Below are 21,390 nucleotides of genomic sequence, written 5' to 3'. Positions count from 1 at the left end.
TGTTGTGATTATACCTGCATTAGATTTAATTGACGGTCAGGTTGTCCGCCTGTTTCAGGGAGATTATGGACAAGTGACCGAATATAAAGTTGATCCGGTTGAGCAGTTCAACCGTTATCATCAGGCCGGTGCTGACTGGTTGCATCTTGTCGATTTGACCGGTGCAAAAGATACAGCTGCTCGTCAGTTAGACTTGATTGCCCGTCTACTGGCCGGAACTCCGGCAAACATTCAGATTGGTGGCGGCGTGCGAACAGAGCAAGATGTCGTCGATCTGCTTCAGGCTGGCGCGCAGCGGGTCGTGGTGGGTTCTACTGCCGTGAAGCAGCCTGCCATGGTTAAAACGTGGATGGACAAGTACGGTCCGGAAAAAATTGTTCTGGCACTGGATATTAATATTGATGCCACGGGACAGCGTCGGGTAGCGATTTCGGGTTGGCAGGAAGATTCCGGGGTCACGATTGAAGCCTTAATTGAAGACTATCTGACCGTTGGTTTGAAACATGTCTTGTGTACCGATATTTCACGAGATGGCACACTGAGTGGTTCGAATGTCGATTTGTATGTTGACCTTTGTCGTCAGTATCCGCAAATCGCATTTCAATCGTCAGGGGGAATCGGGTCTCTGGACGATATCCAAGCGTTGAAAGGTTCAGGGGTGGCTGGTGTGATTGTTGGGCGGGCACTATTAGATGGGAAATTTACCGCAGAGGAGGCATTTGCATGTTGGCAAAGCGAATAATCCCTTGTCTTGATGTCAGAGATGGCCAGGTGGTGAAGGGTGTACAGTTCCGTAATCACGAGATTATTGGTGATATTGTTCCTCTGGCACAACGTTATGCTGAAGAAGGGGCCGATGAGCTGGTCTTTTATGATATTACGGCATCCAGTGACGGCCGTGTCGTGGATAAAAGTTGGGTTCAGCGGGTTTCTGAAGTGATCGACATTCCGTTTTGTGTTGCGGGAGGGATTCAATCCACAGAAGATGCTGCCCGTATTCTTGAATTCGGGGCGGATAAAGTGTCGATCAACTCTCCGGCATTAGCCAATCCACAGTTGATTACAACCCTCGCAGATCGGTTTGGGGTGCAGTGCATTGTCGTCGGGATCGATTCCTATTTTGACCAGCAAACCGGTAAATATCAGGTTTATCAGTTTACCGGAGACGAGCACCGAACCAAAGCAACGCAATGGGAAACAAAAGATTGGGTACAGGAAGTTCAACGACGCGGAGCCGGTGAGATTGTCTTGAATATGATGAATCAGGACGGGGTGCGTCAGGGATATGATATTCAGCAACTGAACATGGTGCGTGAAGTCTGTGACGTTCCTTTGATTGCTTCCGGTGGTGCGGGGGAAATGGTACATTTTGCCGAGGCATTTTTACAGGCCAATGTTGATGGTGCATTAGCAGCGTCGGTATTCCACAAACAAGTGATTCATATTGCCGAACTAAAACAGTATTTGAAGTCAGAAGGGATCGAGGTGAGATTATGAGTTGTAGCGAAACCCTGGCATCCCTTTCAAAGCGGATTGATTGGGATAAAGTAGAGGGATTGATTCCTGCCATCGTACAGGATTTTAAATCGGGTCAGGTGTTGATGATGGGATATATGAATGCCTCAGCACTGGAAAAAACTTTGTCGACGGAACAAGTTACCTTTTTCTCGCGGACCAAACAGCGGTTATGGACCAAAGGTGAAACCTCCGGCAATGTGTTACAGCTGAAAAATATTGCGCTGGACTGTGACCATGACACATTGCTGGTGAAAGTCGATCCGATTGGGCCGACTTGCCACACCGGGACAACCAGCTGTTGGGATGCGGATCAGCAAGAAGAGTCTCAAATGGTGTGGCTTCACCAACTGGAGCAGCTTTTGGGTGAGCGCAAACAAGCCGATCCTGCGTCTTCCTACACAGCCAGTTTGTATGCCCGTGGCACCAAGCGTATTTCGCAAAAAGTGGGTGAAGAAGGCGTTGAAGTCGCGCTTGCAGCGACGTCGGGTGATAAGGCGGAGTTAGTCTGTGAATCTGCCGATCTTATCTATCACCTATTGGTCTTGTTGCAAGATCAAGGGTTATCGATGAACGATGTGATCGATAAACTTAAAGAGCGTCATCGATAACCGAATCGGTTGCTCAAAGCAATCAGCGCCTCAAGAGGTGCTGATTTCTTGCCATTCTCCCGGTTGCAAAGCACTTAACGTCATGTCGCCAATTGAATAACGAATCAGACGCAAGGTTGGGTAGCCAATATGGGCCGTCATCCGTCGAATCTGACGGTTTCGTCCTTCAATAATGGTAATCGCTAGCCAAGTGGTCGGAATGGCAGCGCGAAACCGGACAGGCGGTGTGCGTGGCCATATCTGAGGCTCAGGGATGATTTCGACAGTTGCAGGCAGAGTCGGGCCATCTTTGAGTGTCACTCCGCGCCTGAGACGTTCAAGATCTGACTCTTTCGGTGCCCCTTCGACCTGAACCCAGTAAGTTTTGGGCGATTTTGACTGTGGTTGTGTCAGTTTGGCTTGTAACTGACCATCATTGGTTAACACCATCAAACCTTCACTATCTCGATCCAGACGACCAGCAGCATAGATATCTTTGATTGGAATAAAATCAGCCAGTGTTTGGCGGCCGTCACTATCCGTAAACTGACTCAATGTATCATAGGGTTTATTGAATAAAATGACTCTTCTTGCTTCCGGTGTAGAAAAGGTCCGTGATTTTTTCTGGCTTGATTGTTTGGCACGATGGGACGAACGCTGAGAAAGTTTTGCGTTTTTTGACCGCTGATGAGTGGAGCGACGCAACGATGAGGGATTGCGTGACGGGAAAGACATGTTAACTTCCTTGCAAATTTGTAAATGAACTGTATTTCTGAGTTTTCACAATGTTGAGTTTAAGCTATTATTTGCGCGCTCTGATACGATAATGAAGTGTGGATAATAGACTATTTCTTCAGTTTCGTTTAATTATACTCAATCAGCCTGTCATTCGATAGGCCGTAATATACCCGGATTGCTTCTGGTACGATGATGCTCAGTAAGTCGTACAGAGTGAACAAAAAAACACCACACGATGCTCTGAAGTCGTTTGGGTATGGCAATCATTCACTCATAAATCTGTATCGAATATCTGTGAAGGGCTTTTGATACAGCATGAGTGATTCATGAAGAGTGGCCTGAACAATCACTCAGGACATCTCAGATATTCACATAACTAACTGCCACAATCACATGGGGTTGTTAAGAACAGATAGGGAAAGTTCATGCCTACAAACAAACCTACTATTATTTATACAATTACGGACGAAGCACCCGCTCTTGCAACTTATTCTTTATTGCCCATTATCAAATCTTTTACTGCATCGTCAGGGATCGAGGTTGAAACTCGGGATATTTCACTGGCTGGTCGTATTATTGCTAATTTCCCTGAATGCCTGACAGAAGAACAGCGTATTGGCGATGCTTTAAGCGAGCTGGGTGATCTGGCCCAAACGCCAGAAGCTAACATTATCAAATTACCTAATATTTCAGCATCGATTCCTCAGTTGAGAGCTGCAATCAAAGAATTACAGGAAAAAGGGTATAACCTACCGGATTATCCTGCTGAACCAAGCAATGATGCAGAAGCGGCTGTGAAAGCAACATACGATAAGATCAAAGGCAGCGCGGTGAATCCTGTATTGCGCGAAGGTAACTCTGATCGTCGGGCGCCTTTGTCAGTGAAGAACTATGCGAAGAAAAACCCACACTCAATGGGGGCATGGTCTGCTGATTCAAAATCACATGTTGCTTCAATGGAAGCACAGGATTTCTTTGGTACTGAAACATCGCTGACGATTCAGGGTGACACTGAAGTCTCGATTGAGTTTGTTGCTCAAGATGGTCAGGCCAAAGTCCTGAAAAAGCCATTTGCTTTGCTCGATAAAGAGATTATCGATACCTCGATCATGAGTAAAAAAGCGTTGAATGCATTTTTTGAGCAAGAGATCGAATCTGCAAAAGCGCAAGATGTTCTGTTCTCTCTGCATATGAAAGCCACCATGATGAAAGTCTCTGACCCAGTGATTTTTGGCGAAGCAGTGAAGGTTTTCTATAAAGATGTCTTTACCAAATATGGCGAGTTGTTCGAGCAGCTAGGTGTTGATGTTAACAACGGTCTGGGCGATGTTTACGCGAAAATTCAGTCACTGCCGGCAGAGCAGAAAGCAGAGATTGAAGCCAGTATTCAGGCTGTCTACCAGGATCGCCCTGAATTAGCGATGGTTGATTCTGATCGGGGTATCACGAACTTGCATGTGCCTAGTGATGTCATTGTGGATGCATCGATGCCTGCGATGATCCGTGCTTCCGGACAGATGTGGGGACCGGATGGTCAGCAGAAAGATACCAAAGCTGTGATTCCGGATCGTTGTTATGCCGGTGTTTATCAGACGGTGATTGATTTCTGTAAAGCACACGGTGCATTTGACCCTTCTACCATGGGTAGTGTGCCCAACGTTGGTCTGATGGCTCAAAAAGCAGAAGAATACGGCTCACATGACAAAACATTTGTCATGGATAATGATGGTGTTGTCCGCGTGGTTGATCGTGCTGGTCACACGCTGTTGGAACAAAAGGTTGAAGCTGGTGATATCTTCCGGATGTGCCAAGTGAAAGATGCACCGATCCAAGATTGGGTCAAACTGGCGGTTACACGTGCGCGTTTATCTCAGACACCTGCAATTTTCTGGTTAGATCCAGAGCGTGCTCATGACGCTGAGTTGATTAAGAAAGTTGAGCAATATTTACCGGAGCATGATACCACTGGACTTGATATTCAAATCATGTCACCAGTAGAAGCGACCGAGTACACCCTCGCACGGATGAAAGACGGCCAAGATACAATTTCTGTGACAGGGAATGTTCTGCGTGATTATCTGACCGATTTGTTCCCGATTTTGGAATTGGGTACTTCGGCAAAAATGTTGTCTATTGTGCCACTGATGAATGGTGGTGGCTTGTTTGAAACTGGCGCGGGTGGTTCTGCACCGAAACATGTTCAACAAGTACAGAAAGAGAACCACTTACGTTGGGATTCGCTGGGCGAATTTTTGGCATTGGCGGCATCGTTAGAGCATCTTAGCGTGACGATGAACAACAATAAAGCTCAGGTTCTTGCTGATGCATTGGATAAAGCAACGGGTGTTTTCCTTGATGAAAACAAGTCACCTTCACGTAAAGTCGGTGAGTTGGATAACCGGGGCAGTCACTTCTATCTGGCGAAATATTGGGCTGAAGCGCTGGCTGCACAATCTGATGATGCTGATCTTGCTGCTGAATTTGCGCCAATTGCACACCAGTTGTCGGCTGAGGAAGAGAAAATTGTTGCTGAGTTAAGTCAGGTTCAGGGTGTTGCCGGAGATTTAGGCGGATACTACTTACCAGATTTCAGCAAGGCTGTTGAGATCATGCGTCCAAGCCAAACGTTGAACGCAATTATTAGTCAGTAAACGTGTTGTCGGTCAATGCTCAATTGGCCGACATGTATAAATAACGAAACCCGCCTTTGGCGGGTTTATTACAACCATGTATAGACATGTTTGGCAGCGACAATGATATGTTTACTTGGCTTGTTGAGCCTCGATTGGTACAACGGCGCTAGCGTGGAAGCCTTTTGGTCCTTGTTCAATCTCATATGAAACATGTTGACCTGCTTTTAGGGTACGATATCCATCCATTTGGATCGTTGAGTAGTGAGCAAAAATGTCACCTTCTCCTTCCTCAGAGCAGATAAAACCAAATCCCTTGGCGTTATTGAACCATTTTACTTTACCGGTAGCCATGCTTTACATCCCTCATGCATTTTTTTACTGATGTTGTCGACAAGAAAACGTTACTGTTTTTTACAATTTTGTTTTCACTGCTGTGATCTTTAATTCAGCGCTGCTGCCAAATTAACCAGTCACTAATTGACCAATTTAAACAATCGTTAGTGACAGTCAATAGAAAAAGTGTGTAAACATCGACATCTTTGCAACAAATTGCGTTATTGTTTACATTTCTATAACTACAATAAATAGACATTTGTCGTGAAAAAGTAGTTAGCATCGATATCGTGATTCGAATTAGCAATCTTTTATTTGCAGCGATACAATTGGTGCATTAGTCTCTAAGTATGAGATGTTTTCGCTTCGGCGCTCGGAACTTCATATCAGTTGGCTAAGAAACATAGTTCTATTGCTAGAAGCCTAAATAATTAATCTAAATGGAAAACTCTCTGATTCACAACCGTTATGAGTAAAAATTTTGAATGGGTGGCTCCAGACTCAGAATTACTGGAGAAAGAAAAAACAGCAGTGAAGCCCCCGTCTATGTATAACGTGATTCTGATGAATGACGACTATACACCGATGGATTTCGTGATTGAGATACTGGAGCGTTTTTTCGCGATGGATATCGATCAAGCGACTCAAGTTATGCTTAAGGTGCATTACGAAGGGAAGGCGATTTGTGGCACGTATACTGCTGAGGTTGCTGAGATGAAAGTGGCACAAGTGTCACTGTATTCGAAGAAACATGAACACCCATTGCTTTGTATCATGGAGCGAGCTTAGTACTTGCCGAACAACAAGGTTGTTCCTTAAGGGGGTCCCAATGCTTAACAAAGAACTAGAATCTAGTTTGAACAATGCTTTTGCCCGAGCCCGGGATAAAAGGCATGAGTATATGACTGTCGAGCATTTGTTGCTTGCATTATTAGAGAATGGAGCAGCGAAAGAAGCATTAATCGCTTGTCGAGCTGATCTGGATGCTTTGCGTTCAGAGTTGGATGTGTTTATCGACAAAACCACACCCCTGATTCCGGAAAGTGACGAAACGCGGGAAACACAGCCAACCCTGAGTTTTCAGCGGGTATTGCAACGCGCGGTATTTCATGTTCAGTCTTCTGGACGAAATGAAGTCACTGGTGCGAATGTTCTGGTCGCAATTTTTAGTGAACAAGAATCACAGGCAGCTTATCTACTGAAAAAACACGATATTAGCCGTCTTGATATCGTCAATTTCATTTCTCATGGTATTACTAAAACATCCGGAGCCAGTGATGAATCTGCACCTGATTCTTTCGGTGCAGACAGCGCAGAAGATACACCTTCTGAAGAACGTCTCGAAAACTTTGCTAGCAACCTGAATCAGTTAGCAAAAAATGGTCAAATTGATCCATTGATTGGACGCGACTATGAACTGGAACGAACTGTTCAGGTCTTATGCCGCCGTCGTAAGAATAATCCACTACTGGTTGGTGAAGCCGGTGTCGGTAAAACTGCTATTGCCGAAGGGCTTGCCTGGCGAATTGTCGAAGGACAGGTTCCCGAAATTATCAAAGACAGCGTGATCTACTCACTGGATATTGGTTCTTTGCTGGCAGGGACAAAATACCGTGGTGATTTTGAAAAACGCTTCAAAAACATTCTCAAACAGCTGGAAAAAGAAAAAGACGCAATTCTGTTCATTGATGAGATTCATACCATTATTGGTGCCGGTGCTGCGTCGGGCGGGCAGGTGGATGCTGCAAATTTAATTAAGCCACTTTTGAGTAGCGGTAAGTTACGTTGCATCGGATCGACTACCTATCAGGAATACAGCAATATTTTTGAAAAAGAGCGTGCGCTTTCTCGTCGTTTCCAGAAAATTGATATTGTGGAGCCATCGTTGGATGACACCACGAAAATTTTGATGGGGCTGAAAGCGAAATATGAAGCTCACCATGAAGTGCGTTACACCAATAAAGCGCTTCGAGCTGCTGTTGAGTTATCGGCGAAATATATCAATGAACGTCATTTACCTGATAAAGCGATTGACGTGATTGATGAAGCAGGAGCAAGGGCACGTCTGGTACCTGCGAGTCGGCGTAAGAAAACTGTTGGTGTCTCAGATATCGAAACAATGGTTGCGAAAATGGCTCGTATTCCTGAAAAATCATTGTCTTCTTCTGATAAAGATGTTTTACAAAGCCTCGATCAGAAAATGAAGATGTTGGTATTCGGACAGGATAATGCGATTGATGCACTGAGCGAAGCCATCAAATTGTCGCGAGCCGGGTTAGGTGCCGAAAACAAACCGGTTGGTTCATTCCTGTTTGCAGGCCCGACAGGTGTCGGTAAAACCGAAGTGACCATTCAGCTTGCGAAGTTGATGGGAATTGAACTACTGCGGTTTGATATGTCTGAATACGGTGAGCGCCACTCGGTCAGCCGCCTGATCGGTGCACCTCCGGGTTATGTCGGATACGACCAAGGTGGATTATTGACAGATGCTGTGATCAAACATCCTCATGCAGTCGTCTTGCTTGATGAGATTGAGAAAGCGCATCCAGATATCTTCAATCTGTTATTGCAAGTGATGGATAATGGTACTCTGACGGATAACAATGGACGCAAAGCGGACTTCCGCAATGTTATTATGGTCATGACAACCAATGCGGGGGTTGCCGAAACCGTCAAGAAATCAATTGGTCTGATTCAGCAGGATCATAGCCATGATGCGATGTCAGAGATTAAGAAGGTCTTCAGTCCAGAGTTTAGAAACCGATTAGATAATATCATCTGGTTTAATGCACTGGATGAGCGTGTCATTCATCAGGTTGTCGATAAATTCGTGGTTGAATTGCAAGCCCAACTGGATGCTCGTGGCGTGTCACTAGAGGTTTCTGAAGAAGCAAGACACTGGCTGGCACAGAAAGGCTACGATAAAGAGATGGGTGCACGTCCGATGGGACGAGTCATTCAGGAAAAACTGAAAAAACCATTGGCAAACGAATTACTGTTCGGTGCGCTTGTGGATGGTGGTACAGTGAAAGTTTCTCTGAAAGATGATGAGCCTGTGTTCGAGTACATCGGGGCAAAAGAAGCCGCAGTTCATTAATTATCTGTGAATTGTCGTGATAAAAAACGGAGCAAAATGCTCCGTTTTCTTTTTGGCAGACTACTTGAGGGATTAACGGGCGCGGAAGACGATACGGCCTTTAGATAAGTCGTAAGGTGTCATTTCAACCGTGACTTTGTCTCCGGTAAGAATACGAATGTAGTTCTTACGCATTTTTCCTGAAATATGTGCAGTAACGACGTGACCGTTTTCCAGTTCAACCCGGAACATTGTGTTAGGTAATGTATCAAGGACTGTTCCTTGCATCTCAATTACGTCTTCTTTAGCCATTTAATCCTCTTCAAAATGTGGCGAAAAATCCGGCATGTATTTTGCCGTCATCTCTGAAAATAGTAAAGTTGCGCGTATTCTACCCTTGCCAACGTTGATTTACTAGCCTTTGATGCGGTTGAAAGCGTGTTTTATAGTTCATTGCTGGACATTCATCGATCTGATAACCCAGATATAGCCAAGTTTTTTGCTGTTGATGGCAATATTGTGCCTGCAAGAGGACTGCCAGTGTTCCCAGTGAAAGCTTCTCATCCGGGTCATAAAAAGTGTAGAAAGCGCTTGCACTTTGAGGCAAAAGATCAGTCACGGCAACCGCAACGAGTTGTTCTGCCTTATAAATATGTAGATAGACCGTTTTGAGCCAACTGCAGGAAGAAAATTGGGCGAAATCTTCTCGGTTAGGAGGATACATGGAGCCATTTCGGTGACGCTGGTTAATGTAGCGTTTGTATAGGTCGTACCAGTCTGGGTCCAGACTGTCTTTGACCTTCCAGCGAAACTGATTCGATTTGTTTAAGAGGCGTTTTTGACTTCTGCTCAGATGAAATGCAGTGATAGACACGCGAATCGCCTGACACAGCTGGCAGCTATCACAATGGGGTTTGTAGATTGTATCACCACTTCTTCTGAATCCGTTGGCGAGTAACATTTCATATTGGGCAGGTGTATGTAGATCGCCATCCATAGCAATCGCGACTCGCTCTTGCCGATCCGGTAAATAGCTGCATGAATGATTATGGCTTAATCCAATTCGTATATTTTGCATAAAATTCGATCAGTCTGCTGATAAGTCCAATGATATCCACTGTGGTGAATAACAGCTGGGATCTATCTCTTTATATTTAAGTTTGGATAATATTTTTATAAATTGATCACGTTCAAGCTCTTCAGCGCCTAAAGATGCCAAATGAGGATTCATGACCTGACAATCGATCAATTGCCCGCCATGCCGGGAAAAATGCTGACAGAAGGCCCATAACCCGATTTTAGAAGCGTTGGTTTTCAGACTGAACATGGACTCACCGCAAAAGAGCTGTCCGATTTGAATCCCATATAACCCTCCAATAATGTCTGAACCTTGCCAGACTTCAATTGAGTGACAGGCGCCTAAGCGAGATAGCCGTTGGTAAGCTGATTTCATTTCAGGCGTTAGCCAAGTTTCAGAGGGAGACCGTGTATTTGCACATAATTCTATGATTCTATCAGTACACTGGTTCATACTGATGGCATAGCTCGCTTTTCTTTGAAATTTACGGAGACTTTTGGCGGGTTTAAATGTCTTAGGTGAGATAATGGCTCGTGGTGAAGGGCTCCACCACAGAATGGGCTCTCCTGGACTATACCAGGGAAAGATACCAGAACGGTATGCAGCAAGAAGCCGATCCGGATGGAGATCGCCACCAAAGGCAAGTAACCCGTTTGGATCATCTAGTGCTTGATTGAGCGGTGGAAACGAATACTCATCCATGGCCAGTTCTGGGAGATAGATTGTCATATCAATTCAGTTCATCGGAGATCTATTTATGCGCTTGTTAATCCTGATCTTATTTGTTTTTCCTCTGATTGCAAATGCTGCTTATGAAAGAAATGTTGCGCGTCCAGTAAATCAAGTTGTTTTTGGTCAGATTGAGTCGGTTCGTTATTTTTCTCAGACCGAAGTTGTTCACGCCCGCGACAATGGCTGGCAAACTTTCATTGGTGCAGTCGCTGGTGGCATCCTCGGTCATCAATTTGGTGATGGACATGGTCAGTCACTGGCGACGATTGTGGGTTCGATTGCTGGCGGAAGTATAGCCCGGCATCATGCAACTCGCTCCTATCAAAGAGAGGATAAGGCGGTTGAACTATTGGTCAAAGTTGAAGGAAAACGGTATATCGATGTGATTCAGGAAGTCGATCCCAACATGATTTTTACTCAGAATGATCGGGTTCGTATTCTTTACTTCGATGATGGCGTTCGCGTCGATAAAGTCTATTAAGCGCAGAAGATTGGTTCTAACAAGGTGCCTTTTCTACGGAATTGACGTTTTTGAGACTAGTTTTCACTCAGGAATTTCGATAGTCTCAGTATACGAAAAATTTTCACTGCTCATCAAAATAAACACGAGCGGTGCAAGGAAAACAATCTTTAGATGGAAAGCCTTACATTACAACCGATCAAAAGTATTCAGGGTGAAATCAATTTACCCGGTTCAAAAAGTGTATCCAACCGAGCGTTACTTTTAGCTGCCTTAGCCAAAGGAACAACGCGTCTGACCAATCTGCTCGATAGTGATGACATCCGTCATATGTTGAATGCGTTGAAATCACTGGGTGTATCCTATCGCCTTTCCGAGGATAAAACGGTTTGTGAAGTGGATGGACTTGGGCATGCCTTCCAATCTGAACGTGATGTTCTGGAACTGTTTCTTGGTAATGCCGGTACAGCAATGCGCCCTTTAGCTGCGGCCTTATGTCTGGGTATCGGCTCTTATACACTCACCGGTGAACCCCGTATGAAAGAGCGCCCGATTGGCCATTTGGTTGATGCATTACGTCAGGCGGGTGCAGATATCCAGTATCTGGAGAATGAAAATTTTCCGCCACTGTGGATCCAGGGGACGGGGCTGAAAGGTGGAACCATTCGCATTGACGGGTCTATTTCCAGCCAGTTTTTAACGGCCTTCCTTATGTCAGCACCATTGGCTGATAGTGAAACACGGATTGAGATTGTTGGTGAATTAGTTTCTAAACCCTATATCGATATTACGCTGCACATTATGGCTGCATTTGGTGTTTCCGTGACCAATAACGATTATCGTGAATTTATCATCCAAGGCGGTCAATCCTATGTGTCGCCCGGTGATTTTCTCGTTGAAGGCGATGCTTCGTCAGCCTCTTATTTTCTCGCCGCTGCTGCAATTCAAGGTGGCTCGGTAAAAGTCACTGGGATCGGTAAAAACAGTATTCAGGGTGATATTCACTTTGCCGATGCGCTAGAACAAATGGGTGCGAACATCGAGTGGGGAGACGATTATATCTGTGCACACCGTGGTACGTTAAAGGCTGTCGATATGGATTTCAATCATATTCCTGATGCAGCAATGACGATCGCAACCACAGCATTGTTTGCTGAAGGTACGACGACTATTCGTAATGTATATAACTGGCGAGTGAAAGAAACGGATCGTCTGACCGCGATGGCCACGGAACTCCGCAAAGTTGGTGCTCAGGTTGAAGAAGGGGAAGACTATATCATGATTACCCCCCCCGTGGTTTTGCAACATGCGGCAATTGACACCTATGATGACCATCGTATGGCAATGTGCTTTTCACTGGTTGCTTTGAGTGAGACTCCGGTGACGATTAATGACCCGGGGTGTACGTCGAAGACTTTTCCTGATTATTTTGACCGTTTGAAAGGTTTAAGTTGTGCGCATGATGTGTAATCACGGATGACAGAGCGCAGTTAATCACATCAGGACACCAAAATATGCCGCTTACCTGATGTAAGTGGCATAAATTAATGACATGAATGCGTTTCTATCGTGTTGCGCTGGCTTCACCTTGGAGCGTAAATTCTTTAGACAGCTGATGTGCTAAATATTTGAACATATTAAATACTGCGGTTGTTTTTGTGGTCGGTAAGCCTTGTTCATCGAGAAAATAGTTACCTTTGAATACCAATACACCGTCTTTTTCTTCAACGGAGTCTGCGCGCATCCCTTCAATGTAATGTTCATGTTCCTGAATCAATTGATTGGCAATCATCAGTAGATCTGAAGCGGAAATGGCTTTTTTATCGTTCATTCGTACCTCCTTTCATCCAAGTTGGCCCATTTTATACCGAAATTGCTCTGGATATGCAGTTTTTGTGAGGAATCGATCGTTCAGGAGCCAGAATGATGGGGGCTATCATGGTTTATTCTGTGACTTATCCCATAGAACGGTGGATTTTTTTCGAGAGATGTCGAGAGTCCATTTAGTATACGCAGGCAGTTTGAGATAGCCGTTTAAAAAAGTGTACCAGCATGCAAAGCGGTATCCTGAGTGAGATTACCTGAGTGTATATCTGAGTTTTAGACTAAGCTAAAATTCGATTCGGACAATTGTCGAGCAATTAAGTATCAATTTGCAAAAACAGGTTGATCTTCTTGTTATCTCGCTCGATAGTAAAAAGAAGTCTAATTTTGAGTGTAATTGCGGCCAAGTTCGCATTTGGATTAAGGACATTTGAGTCAATTATGGGTAAATCACTGGTTATAGTGGAGTCTCCAGCCAAAGCTAAAACGATTAATAAATATCTTGGCCGAGACTATATTGTGAAGTCTAGTGTCGGTCATGTCCGAGATCTTCCTACCTCTGGTCAAGCAAGTTCAACCAAAAAATCAGCACCCGTTTCAACGAAACATTTAAGTGCAGAAGAGAAAGAACGTTTAAAAAAAGAAAAAGAACGCAATGCATTGATTAAAAAAATGGGGGTTGATCCTTACCATGGTTGGGAAGCAAATTATCAGGTGCTGCCGGGCAAGGAAAAAGTCGTTTCTGAACTCCAGAAGTTAGCAAAAGATGCTGACTGCGTTTATCTCGCGACGGATTTGGACCGAGAGGGGGAAGCAATCGCATGGCATCTACGCGAGATTATCGGTGGAGAAGAAGATCGCTATAAACGCGTTGTCTTTAATGAGATCACCAAGAATGCGATTCAGCAGGCTTTCCATGAGCCCGGTGAATTGAATATGGATGGTGTGAATGCCCAGCAAGCACGCCGTTTTATGGATCGTGTTGTCGGGTTCATGGTTTCTCCGCTGTTGTGGAAAAAAGTTGCTCGTGGCTTGTCAGCTGGTCGGGTTCAGTCCGTGGCGGTCAAGCTATTGGTTGAAAAAGAGCGAGAAATTAAGGCATTTGTGCCGGAAGAGTTTTGGGACATCCATGCGGATACTCAAACCCCTGACGGTAAAGCCTTGCGGTTACTCGTCGCTCAGAAAGATGGTGTGGCATTTAAGCCACTGAATGAGCAGGATGCAACGACAGCGGTCCGCGTACTTGAGTCTGCACAATATGAGGTGTGTAAGCGGGAAGACCGTCCCACATCGAGCAAACCTTCAGCCCCATTTATTACCTCGACATTGCAACAAGCGGCAAGTACACGTCTGGGATATGGGGTGAAGAAAACCATGATGCTCGCGCAGCGTTTGTACGAGGCGGGTTATATCACTTATATGCGGACGGACTCGACGAATCTGAGTTCTGAAGCTGTTGATGCTGTCCGGGATTATGTGCAGACAAACTTCGGAGACGCATATTTACCCGACAGTCCTAATGTGTATGGCAGTAAAGCCGGCGCTCAAGAGGCCCATGAAGCGATTCGTCCTTCAGATGTCAATGTTTTGGCTGATTCACTTGACGGGATGGAGGCTGACGCACATAAACTATACACATTAATCTGGAACCAGTTTGTTGCTTGTCAGATGACGCCAGCACGCTATGATTCGACCACAATTAGTGTGAAAGCTGCTGAATATACCTTGAAAGCGAAGGGGCGTATTCTGAAGTTTGATGGTTGGACTCGTGTTCAGAGACCAATGGGTAAGAATGAAGATCAAATTCTGCCAGGTGTGCAAATCGGTGAAACGCTCTCTTTAGAGGCATTGGATCCGAAGCAACACTTTACCAAACCACCCGCAAGATATACGGAAGCCGCACTTGTAAAAGAGCTTGAAAAACGTGGGATTGGTCGTCCATCAACTTATGCGTCGATTATCTCCACAATTCAGGATCGCGGCTACGCAAAAATTGAGCAACGGCGTTTCTACGCTGAAAAGATGGGTGAGATTGTCACCGATCGTTTAGATGATAGTTTCAATGACCTGATGAACTATGATTTTACTGCCCGAATGGAAGAGAAGCTGGATCAGATTGCTGAAGGGCATGTGAAATGGAAAGGTGTACTTGATAACTTCTTCAGCGATTTTTCTGTTTCTCTGGAACAAGCAGAGAAGCAGGAAGAAGATGGTGGGATGAAGCCGAATCATATCGTTTTGACGGATATCGAGTGTCCGACATGCTCTCGGCCGATGGGGATTCGTACCGCGTCCACTGGGGTATTCCTCGGATGTTCGGGATATGCTTTGCCACCGAAAGAACGTTGTAAGACGACGATTAATTTGGGTGATGAGGATGGGGTGATTAATGTTCTTGAAGAGGATGTTGAAACCGCTGCCTTACGAGCCAAAAAACGTTGTCCTATTTGTGAAACTGCGATGGATGCTTATCTGATTGATGATAAGCGGAAATTACATGTCTGTGGTAATAACCCCAATTGTGACGGTTATATTGTCGAACACGGTGAGTTTAAAGTTAAGGGATATGATGGGCCGGTTGTCGAATGTGACAAATGTGGCGCTGATATGGTGCTGAAAAATGGTCGTTTCGGCAAATATATGGGATGCACCAATGAGTCGTGTAAAAACACTCGTAAAATTCTGAAAAATGGTGAGGTTGCCCCACCGAAGGAAGAACCCGTTCATTTCCCAGAGTTACCTTGTGAGAAATCAGATGCTTATTTTGTCTTGCGTGATGGGGCTTCCGGACTGTTTATGGCAGCCAGTAATTTCCCGAAATCAAGAGAGACCCGGGCACCGTTAGTCGAAGAATTTGTACGTTTTGAAGAGCGAATCCCCGATAAGTTTAAGTATCTGGCTTCTGCGCCAACTCATGACCCTGATGGCGCACCCGCCGTCATTCGGTTTAGCCGTAAATCGAAAGAGCATTATGTGCGTACGGAGGTTGATGGTAAACCCACCGGCTGGACCGTTCTGTATGTCGATGGTCAGTGGCAAGTCACAGATAAGAGAAAAAAAGCAAAATCATAATGAACTAAGGCAGCAAATCGCTGCCTTTTTTATATGATTACTTATGTATCGTTTGGATATTCCGGCGGGATCGGTAGAGAGGGTTCGTATGATTTCATTCGAATCCTTTGTTCGGGGCCGTAGCATGATGTTCATAATATTCTTACTTTTTTTCCTTTCTGTGAACTGGCTTGGGAGTTGAAGACGCTAACCGATAGGTGCTTCACTAGTTTGATGTTTCAATTTTGTATTCTGTGATAATCCCGATAACGTTATAAACAACGTGTTGCATTATTTTTCTGTGACATTCAAGAGATTAAAAATAACTACCGACCTATAGCACTAGGTTGTAGCAGATTATAAAAGGTAATATGGAGTTTCAATCATGGCTGGTGTATTGAGTATGATCTTAGCTGGTGGTGAGGGATCTCGGCTGAGACCTTTAACTGAAGGCAGAAGTAAACCCGCAGTTCCGTTTGGAGGAAGCTATCGGTTAATTGATTTTGCTCTGAACAACTTTGTTAATGCAGACTTGATGCGTATTTACGTATTGACCCAATTTAAGTCCCAATCACTTTATGTTCACTTGAAAAAAGGTTGGAATGTTTCTGGCATTACGGATCGATTTATTGATGTGATTCCTGCTCAGATGAGAGATGGAAGACGTTGGTATGAAGGGACCGCTGATGCCATTTATCAAAATGTTCGTTTCATCGAACTTGCCTCACCTGATTATGTTTGTATATTCGGCTCGGATCATATCTATAAAATGGATGTTCGTCAGATGCTGGATTTCCACAAACAAACAGAAGCTCATCTGACCGTCTCTGCGTTACGAATGCCAATCAAGGAGGCATCCCAGTTTGGGGTTATTGAAGTTGACCGTGACGGAAAAATGATCGGTTTTGAAGAAAAGCCAAGCAACCCTAAGCCGATTCCCGGAGAACCGGAGTGGGCGCTGATTTCGATGGGCAACTATATTTTTGATGCAGACGTGCTTTGTGATGAATTGAAGAAAGATGCAGTCAATGAGCACTCCAGCCATGATTTCGGAAAAGATATCATTCCGAAACTTTTCCCTGAAGGCCATGTTTACGTTTACGATTTCTCAACAAATAAAATCAAAGGTGAAAGAAAAGCAACCTATTGGCGAGATGTCGGAACCATTGATTCTTACTGGGCAGCCAACATGGACTTGTTGAGTAATGACCCTCTATTTTCTCTGTACAACCGGAGCTGGCCACTCCATACCTATTATCCACCGTTACCCCCGGCGACATTTGTGGATGCAGATGATCGCCGCGTTAAGATTACGGATAGTCTGGTGTCGGGGGGAAGTTACATTCAAGGGGCGACGATTTTTAAATCAATCCTTGGTTTTCGGAGTAATATTGCTGCTGGCTCTCATATCAGTGAATCTGTTATTTTAGGTGATGGAAAGATTGGTGCCGGTTGTACTATTAAGCGGACGATTATTGATAAGCATGTTGAAATTGCACCCGGCACCGTGATTGGTGAAGACTTAGAATTGGACAGGAAACGATTCTATGTTTCTGAAGGGGGAATTGTTGTGATTGCAAAAGGAACGAAAGTTGGATTCTGACATGGAACAAATCGATGTATGGTTTACCGTTTCTGAAGTTGAAGGGATTATAAAAAGTGGTGGTTTGGCCGATGTCGCAAAAGCGCTTCCGACAGCTTTGAATAGCCTGGGACATCGCGTAAGAATTGTGTTGCCGGGTTATCGCCTCGTACCGGACAAAGCTGATACAGCTGTGATTCTGGAGACTGAATTGTCTCACTGGCCTCATACGGCTTATCAAGTTCGTAAGTTTGACCGAGACGGTGTCGAGATTTACTTGATTGACTGTGATAAATATTTTGATCGCCCAGAGCTGTATTCCGAACATAATCGAGCCTATGCCGATAATGGGGAACGCTTTGGATTTTTTTCTGCTGCGGTATTGGACGTTTTACCGAAATTGGGTATTCAGCCTAATATCATTCATGCCAATGATTGGCATACTGGGTTTGTCCCTTTCCTCTTAAAAACACGTTATGCTGATGATCCTTACTTTCAGCGGATGAAGAGTATCTTGACGATCCATAATGCTTTATTTAAAGGGGTATTTTCTTATGATGAATTAGAAATTATCCCTGAATTGCATTTAAGTGGTATGGCGGCTCTACAATATGGTCATGGTTATGTGAGTGCGCTCAGAGTCGGTATCGCATATGCGGATAAGATTAATGCCGTTAGTCGTCACTATGCGGCTGAGTTACTGACACCACTTGGTGCCCACGGATTAGTCGATGATTTTGTCCGTCGAGAGAGAGACCTGTTCGGGATTATTAATGGCTGTGATTACTCGGAGTGGGATCCTCGAATTGACAGTCATATTCCACGTAATTACACCAATGAGCCCGACTCCTTAAAAGAAGGGAAAGCAACCTGTAAACGTCAGTTACAAGAAGAGTTGTTATTACCAACCCGGGATGTCCCCGTGTTTGGGATGGTTTGTCGTTTGACCTATCAAAAAGGATTTCACTATTTGTTACCGATTCTGGAGCAATTCCTGCGAAATGACGTGCAATTGGTGATTGTCGGGACAGGCGAGCCGGAGATAGCAAATCGTCTACACCAGATCTCTGCAACATCATCACAAAAGTTTGCATTTGTTGATGCTTACAGTAATCGTTTTGCTCATCTGGTTGAAGCCGCCTCTGATTTCTTTTTGATGCCCTCTGAGTTTGAAGCGTGTGGGTTAAACCAGATTTACAGCATGGCTTATGGCACATTACCGATTGTCCGAGAGGTCGGTGGGCTGAAAGATACCGTTTTTGACTATGATCTCTTTCCCGATAAAGCGACAGGGTTCAGTTTTACTGAACCGACACCGGAAGCATTACTCATTTGTATGCAACGTGCACTGCTGCTCTATCTGCAACAGCCAGAGAAAAAGTTAGCGATACAGCGACGGGCGATGGAGCAAGATTTTCGTTGGGAAGATTCTGCTCAGCAGTATGTTCGGATGTATGAAGCCGCACTGATGGGCTACTCACACACGCATTGATGCTGATTTTATTGAGAAACATGATTGAATAAAAAAGCACCGATTATGGTGCTTTTTTTGTTCTGGCTCGACGAGCAAATAGGAGGTGTATACGTTGAAAATGTATACGAGAGTAGAAAGCTTATTCAGCAAATTAAATTTGCCGAGCTAGCTCGTCGCGTCTTGCTTGAGAAATCACGGACCAGTGTTTTCCTTCAATTGCACCTTCTAATGCCCATAGGAGTTCTAATGGCGGTTGTGTAGAAGGATGAGAGCTTATGATTGCTTTATATGCGCTGAGAGAACCTTTCTGATGAAGCTCTTCAACGGAATTAATCCCTGCTTTACGTAGCATCCGTTCGGTTGCTAAGCGAAGGTTAGGCAGATCTTTCAATCGTTGTGGTTTCGTCTCGACATGGGTCGTTTTTTCATTTTTTGCGTTCAAATAGGCTTGTTTCGCAATATTGAAAATTGTATCTACATCATTCCAATAGTCTGCGGGAAGTGCAAAGTACTTCGTTACAACAGGAAACCCACGTTTTGTATACACATAAGGTTCAAAACCTTTTGCTTTAAATGTTTCCAGTGAGTGACTGTCTGCCCGTATATGTAGTTTATCTTGAACGACAAGTGCGAACATGATGTCATTGACGAAAATTCCAAATCCGCCAAACATTGAGCGTGACTTGACACGGCCTAATTGTTCAAAAAGCCGCATTGAATCTCTAAGAATTGGTTTATCCATGCTTTTACGTCTCGGTGTATTTTTAAATGAATACGCCACCAAAGTCAGGTCCGAGAATGTAGCAAAAGAATGCAGAATATATGTTAACAGAACGTCAAATGATTGACGAACATGAAATGCATTTTTGCCATCGGTAACCCCGCTACCTATCATCTTAATGGTTTAGGCCGGAGGCTTTGCGTCCCATCTTTTCAGATGGTTTGCCCTGTGCGTGACACTTTTCCAGTACGGAATTATGAAGTGAATATCCTAATAATCACTCCACAATGTGTGATTCTAGTCCAATTAATAAATGTTATCAATAGAAAGAAAGTGGTTGGAGGAATGACCACCCTCCAACGGGATGTTAATTTTGTGTTATTTTTTATTTAAATCTTTAACGGTATTGCGTTCCACAATTTCAGGGTGCATTTCAAAGGTACGGCGTTCATGTTCTTTACTTTTGATTCGTTCTAACAAGATTTCAAAAGCGTTTTTCCCGACCCGACGTTTTGGTTGGTGAATGGTTGTCAGTGGCGGAGAAAAATATTCAGAGATCTCAATATTGTCGTAACCGATCACCGAGATATCTTCAGGCACCTTGATGCCTCTCTGTTGTAAGCGACTTATCAGCCCTAAAGCCATTGTATCGTTGAAGCAAAAAACGGCAGTGGGCTGTTCGTCCATCGCAATAATCTTGTCTGCAGCCAAGACCGCGGTATCGCATTCGAAGTTACCTTCCAGAATCCAGTTCTCATTCGGGGTCAAACCTGCTTCTGCCATGGCTCTGTAGAACCCTTGGATCCGTTCCTGACAAGCAGCTTTTGATAAATGTCCACTTAAACAAGCAATATCGCGGTGACCTTTATCAATGAGATACTTGGTTGCAAGGTAGCCACCTTCTTCTGAATTATCGATGATTTTGTCAGCTTGTGAGCTTTCAGGGCCCCAGTCCATAATGACTTTCGGAATATCACTATAGGCTTCTAGCATTTCCAGAAGCTCGGCAGTCAGGTCAGAACACATGACTAACATGCCATCGACCCGTTTTTCAGCCAGCATCCGGATGTAGTCACGTTGTTTTTCGTATAAACCACCGGTATTACACAAGATGAGCGTGTAGCCTTGTCGATAACAATAGCTTTCAACACCATCAATGACTTCAGAAAAGAATGGGTTAGTAGACTGAGTGACTAACATGCCGATTGTTCGCGTAGAGTTGCACTTTAGACTCCGCGCCACAGCACTTGGTGCATAGTTCAGTGTTTTCACGGCTTCCATGACTTTTTCTTGGGTCGTTTCTGCCACAAATCGAGTTTTGTTAATTACGTGTGAAACAGTTGTTGTTGAAACTCCCGCCAAGCGGGCAACGTCTTTTATCGTAGCCATAGGTATTGTCCTGTCGCTTATGCTGAAGATCCAGCAATCCGGAGCAAATTACAATTGAATGTTTAGTGATGAAGATTTTATCTATTTGTATAACCGGATAACCCGCATAGAAATGACATTCTAAGGTTATTCTGCAATAAGGACAAAAACCGCTAAATCTAGCGGTTTTTGTCTAGGGGCTGTTGACCTTTCGT

Annotated in this window: 19 protein-coding genes and 1 riboswitch; of the genes, 11 read left to right on the top strand and 8 right to left on the bottom strand. The window is 44.4% G+C overall.

Features of this window, described 5'->3' with window-relative positions; all coding sequences use genetic code 11:
• Positions 1-4: 4 nt before the first annotated feature.
• From hisA to hisIE, 3 genes are read left to right on the top strand one after another with little or no spacing between them, the layout of a single operon-like run.
• A complete protein-coding gene (hisA, locus tag BSQ33_RS02610; protein WP_021019024.1) occupies positions 5-742 on the top strand; it encodes a 1-(5-phosphoribosyl)-5-[(5-phosphoribosylamino)methylideneamino]imidazole-4-carboxamide isomerase in 738 nt (245 codons plus the stop codon).
• On the top strand, positions 724-1,497 hold the full coding sequence (hisF, locus tag BSQ33_RS02605) for an imidazole glycerol phosphate synthase subunit HisF (protein WP_021019025.1): 774 nt from the start codon (positions 724-726) through the stop codon (positions 1,495-1,497). Before hisA ends, hisF begins: the two co-directional genes overlap by 19 nt.
• Positions 1,494-2,126, top strand: a complete 633-nt coding sequence (gene hisIE / locus BSQ33_RS02600) for a bifunctional phosphoribosyl-AMP cyclohydrolase/phosphoribosyl-ATP diphosphatase HisIE (protein WP_021020230.1) — start codon at positions 1,494-1,496, stop codon at positions 2,124-2,126. The genes hisF and hisIE overlap by 4 nt, the downstream gene beginning before the upstream one ends.
• A 30-nt stretch (positions 2,127-2,156) precedes the next feature.
• Here hisIE and BSQ33_RS02595 read toward each other — a convergent pair whose 3' ends face one another.
• Positions 2,157-2,840: a pseudouridine synthase gene (locus BSQ33_RS02595; protein WP_088133191.1), complete on the bottom strand. Its 684-nt coding sequence runs from the start codon at positions 2,838-2,840 to the stop codon at positions 2,157-2,159.
• 428 nt (positions 2,841-3,268) lie between these two features.
• Here BSQ33_RS02595 and BSQ33_RS02590 point away from each other — a divergent pair, with 428 nt between their 5' ends.
• A complete protein-coding gene (locus tag BSQ33_RS02590; protein ID WP_088133190.1) occupies positions 3,269-5,494 on the top strand; it encodes an NADP-dependent isocitrate dehydrogenase in 2,226 nt (741 codons plus the stop codon).
• A gap of 111 nt (positions 5,495-5,605) precedes the next feature.
• Here BSQ33_RS02590 and cspD read toward each other — a convergent pair whose 3' ends face one another.
• Positions 5,606-5,827: a cold shock domain-containing protein CspD gene (cspD, locus tag BSQ33_RS02585; protein ID WP_021019029.1), complete on the bottom strand. Its 222-nt coding sequence runs from the start codon at positions 5,825-5,827 to the stop codon at positions 5,606-5,608.
• Positions 5,828-6,277: 450 nt separating this feature from the next.
• Here cspD and clpS point away from each other — a divergent pair, with 450 nt between their 5' ends.
• Both clpS and clpA read left to right on the top strand, forming a co-directional pair.
• A complete protein-coding gene (gene clpS, locus BSQ33_RS02580) occupies positions 6,278-6,598 on the top strand; it encodes an ATP-dependent Clp protease adapter ClpS (protein WP_021019030.1) in 321 nt (106 codons plus the stop codon).
• A 40-nt stretch (positions 6,599-6,638) separates the two neighbouring features.
• Positions 6,639-8,906, top strand: a complete 2,268-nt coding sequence (gene clpA / locus BSQ33_RS02575) for an ATP-dependent Clp protease ATP-binding subunit ClpA (protein ID WP_021019031.1) — start codon at positions 6,639-6,641, stop codon at positions 8,904-8,906.
• 72 nt (positions 8,907-8,978) lie between these two features.
• On the opposite strand, the gene infA is transcribed toward clpA, so the two are convergent.
• The 3 genes from infA to aat form a co-directional block, all read right to left on the bottom strand.
• Positions 8,979-9,197 (bottom strand): translation initiation factor IF-1, encoded by a 219-nt coding sequence (infA, locus tag BSQ33_RS02570; protein ID WP_001040192.1) that lies wholly within the window; start codon positions 9,195-9,197, stop codon positions 8,979-8,981.
• A 79-nt stretch (positions 9,198-9,276) separates the two neighbouring features.
• Positions 9,277-9,963: an arginyltransferase gene (locus tag BSQ33_RS02565; protein ID WP_021019032.1), complete on the bottom strand. Its 687-nt coding sequence runs from the start codon at positions 9,961-9,963 to the stop codon at positions 9,277-9,279.
• A gap of 9 nt (positions 9,964-9,972) precedes the next feature.
• Positions 9,973-10,692 carry a leucyl/phenylalanyl-tRNA--protein transferase gene (gene aat / locus BSQ33_RS02560; RefSeq protein WP_021019033.1) on the bottom strand — a complete coding sequence of 240 codons (720 nt, stop codon included), beginning with the start codon at positions 10,690-10,692 and terminating at the stop codon, positions 9,973-9,975.
• A gap of 28 nt (positions 10,693-10,720) precedes the next feature.
• Between aat and BSQ33_RS02555 the strand changes: the two genes are divergently transcribed.
• Positions 10,721-11,176 (top strand): glycine zipper 2TM domain-containing protein, encoded by a 456-nt coding sequence (locus BSQ33_RS02555; RefSeq protein WP_088133189.1) that lies wholly within the window; start codon positions 10,721-10,723, stop codon positions 11,174-11,176.
• A gap of 153 nt (positions 11,177-11,329) precedes the next feature.
• On the top strand, positions 11,330-12,625 hold the full coding sequence (gene aroA / locus BSQ33_RS02550) for a 3-phosphoshikimate 1-carboxyvinyltransferase (RefSeq protein ID WP_088133188.1): 1,296 nt from the start codon (positions 11,330-11,332) through the stop codon (positions 12,623-12,625).
• Between the two features lie 94 nt (positions 12,626-12,719).
• On the opposite strand, the gene BSQ33_RS02545 is transcribed toward aroA, so the two are convergent.
• The gene (locus BSQ33_RS02545) at positions 12,720-12,986 is read right to left on the bottom strand and encodes a YciN family protein (RefSeq protein WP_088133187.1); all 267 of its coding nucleotides are present in this window, start codon (positions 12,984-12,986) and stop codon (positions 12,720-12,722) included.
• 434 nt (positions 12,987-13,420) lie between these two features.
• Here BSQ33_RS02545 and topA point away from each other — a divergent pair, with 434 nt between their 5' ends.
• The 3 genes from topA to glgA all read left to right on the top strand — a co-directional run bounded on the left by topA (position 13,421) and on the right by glgA (position 19,104).
• On the top strand, positions 13,421-16,051 hold the full coding sequence (gene topA, locus BSQ33_RS02540) for a type I DNA topoisomerase (protein WP_021019037.1): 2,631 nt from the start codon (positions 13,421-13,423) through the stop codon (positions 16,049-16,051).
• Between the two features lie 364 nt (positions 16,052-16,415).
• Complete coding sequence (glgC, locus tag BSQ33_RS02535) at positions 16,416-17,633, top strand: glucose-1-phosphate adenylyltransferase (protein WP_021019038.1); 1,218 nt, start codon at positions 16,416-16,418, stop codon at positions 17,631-17,633.
• 1 nt (position 17,634) lies between these two features.
• Entirely contained in the window at positions 17,635-19,104 is a 1,470-nt protein-coding gene (glgA, locus tag BSQ33_RS02530) for a glycogen synthase GlgA (protein ID WP_021019039.1), read from the top strand.
• 133 nt (positions 19,105-19,237) lie between these two features.
• On the opposite strand, the gene BSQ33_RS02525 is transcribed toward glgA, so the two are convergent.
• Both BSQ33_RS02525 and purR read right to left on the bottom strand, forming a co-directional pair.
• Positions 19,238-19,828, bottom strand: a complete 591-nt coding sequence (locus BSQ33_RS02525) for a TfoX/Sxy family DNA transformation protein (protein WP_027694000.1) — start codon at positions 19,826-19,828, stop codon at positions 19,238-19,240.
• A gap of 129 nt (positions 19,829-19,957) precedes the next feature.
• Positions 19,958-20,043, bottom strand: a riboswitch (cyclic di-GMP riboswitch).
• A 142-nt stretch (positions 20,044-20,185) separates the two neighbouring features.
• Positions 20,186-21,196, bottom strand: coding sequence for an HTH-type transcriptional repressor PurR (purR, locus tag BSQ33_RS02520; protein ID WP_021019040.1), 1,011 nt, complete (start codon positions 21,194-21,196; stop codon positions 20,186-20,188).
• Positions 21,197-21,390 lie beyond the last annotated feature (194 nt).

Source organism: Vibrio gazogenes (assembly GCF_002196515.1).
Taxonomy (GTDB): domain Bacteria; phylum Pseudomonadota; class Gammaproteobacteria; order Enterobacterales; family Vibrionaceae; genus Vibrio; species Vibrio gazogenes_A.
Note: the sequence above shows the minus strand (reverse complement) of the source record. Positions and strands in the feature narration are given on the sequence as shown.

Bases quoted from the DNA above. Each gene is read 5' to 3' on its own strand.
- BSQ33_RS02595 (WP_088133191.1), bottom strand. From the start codon at position 2,840: ATGTCTTTCCCGTCACGCAATCCCTCATCGTTGCGTCGCTCCACTCAT.
- clpS (WP_021019030.1), top strand. From the start codon at position 6,278: ATGAGTAAAAATTTTGAATGGGTGGCTCCAGACTCAGAATTACTGGAG.
- clpA (WP_021019031.1), top strand. From the start codon at position 6,639: ATGCTTAACAAAGAACTAGAATCTAGTTTGAACAATGCTTTTGCCCGA.
- aroA (WP_088133188.1), top strand. From the start codon at position 11,330: ATGGAAAGCCTTACATTACAACCGATCAAAAGTATTCAGGGTGAAATC.
- BSQ33_RS02525 (WP_027694000.1), bottom strand. From the start codon at position 19,828: ATGGATAAACCAATTCTTAGAGATTCAATGCGGCTTTTTGAACAATTA.
- cspD (WP_021019029.1), bottom strand. From the start codon at position 5,827: ATGGCTACCGGTAAAGTAAAATGGTTCAATAACGCCAAGGGATTTGGT.
- infA (WP_001040192.1), bottom strand. From the start codon at position 9,197: ATGGCTAAAGAAGACGTAATTGAGATGCAAGGAACAGTCCTTGATACA.
- aat (WP_021019033.1), bottom strand. From the start codon at position 10,692: ATGACAATCTATCTCCCAGAACTGGCCATGGATGAGTATTCGTTTCCA.
- BSQ33_RS02590 (WP_088133190.1), top strand. From the start codon at position 3,269: ATGCCTACAAACAAACCTACTATTATTTATACAATTACGGACGAAGCA.
- BSQ33_RS02555 (WP_088133189.1), top strand. From the start codon at position 10,721: ATGCGCTTGTTAATCCTGATCTTATTTGTTTTTCCTCTGATTGCAAAT.
- glgA (WP_021019039.1), top strand. From the start codon at position 17,635: ATGGAACAAATCGATGTATGGTTTACCGTTTCTGAAGTTGAAGGGATT.
- BSQ33_RS02545 (WP_088133187.1), bottom strand. From the start codon at position 12,986: ATGAACGATAAAAAAGCCATTTCCGCTTCAGATCTACTGATGATTGCC.
- topA (WP_021019037.1), top strand. From the start codon at position 13,421: ATGGGTAAATCACTGGTTATAGTGGAGTCTCCAGCCAAAGCTAAAACG.
- glgC (WP_021019038.1), top strand. From the start codon at position 16,416: ATGGCTGGTGTATTGAGTATGATCTTAGCTGGTGGTGAGGGATCTCGG.
- BSQ33_RS02565 (WP_021019032.1), bottom strand. From the start codon at position 9,963: ATGCAAAATATACGAATTGGATTAAGCCATAATCATTCATGCAGCTAT.
- hisF (WP_021019025.1), top strand. From the start codon at position 724: ATGTTGGCAAAGCGAATAATCCCTTGTCTTGATGTCAGAGATGGCCAG.
- purR (WP_021019040.1), bottom strand. From the start codon at position 21,196: ATGGCTACGATAAAAGACGTTGCCCGCTTGGCGGGAGTTTCAACAACA.
- hisIE (WP_021020230.1), top strand. From the start codon at position 1,494: ATGAGTTGTAGCGAAACCCTGGCATCCCTTTCAAAGCGGATTGATTGG.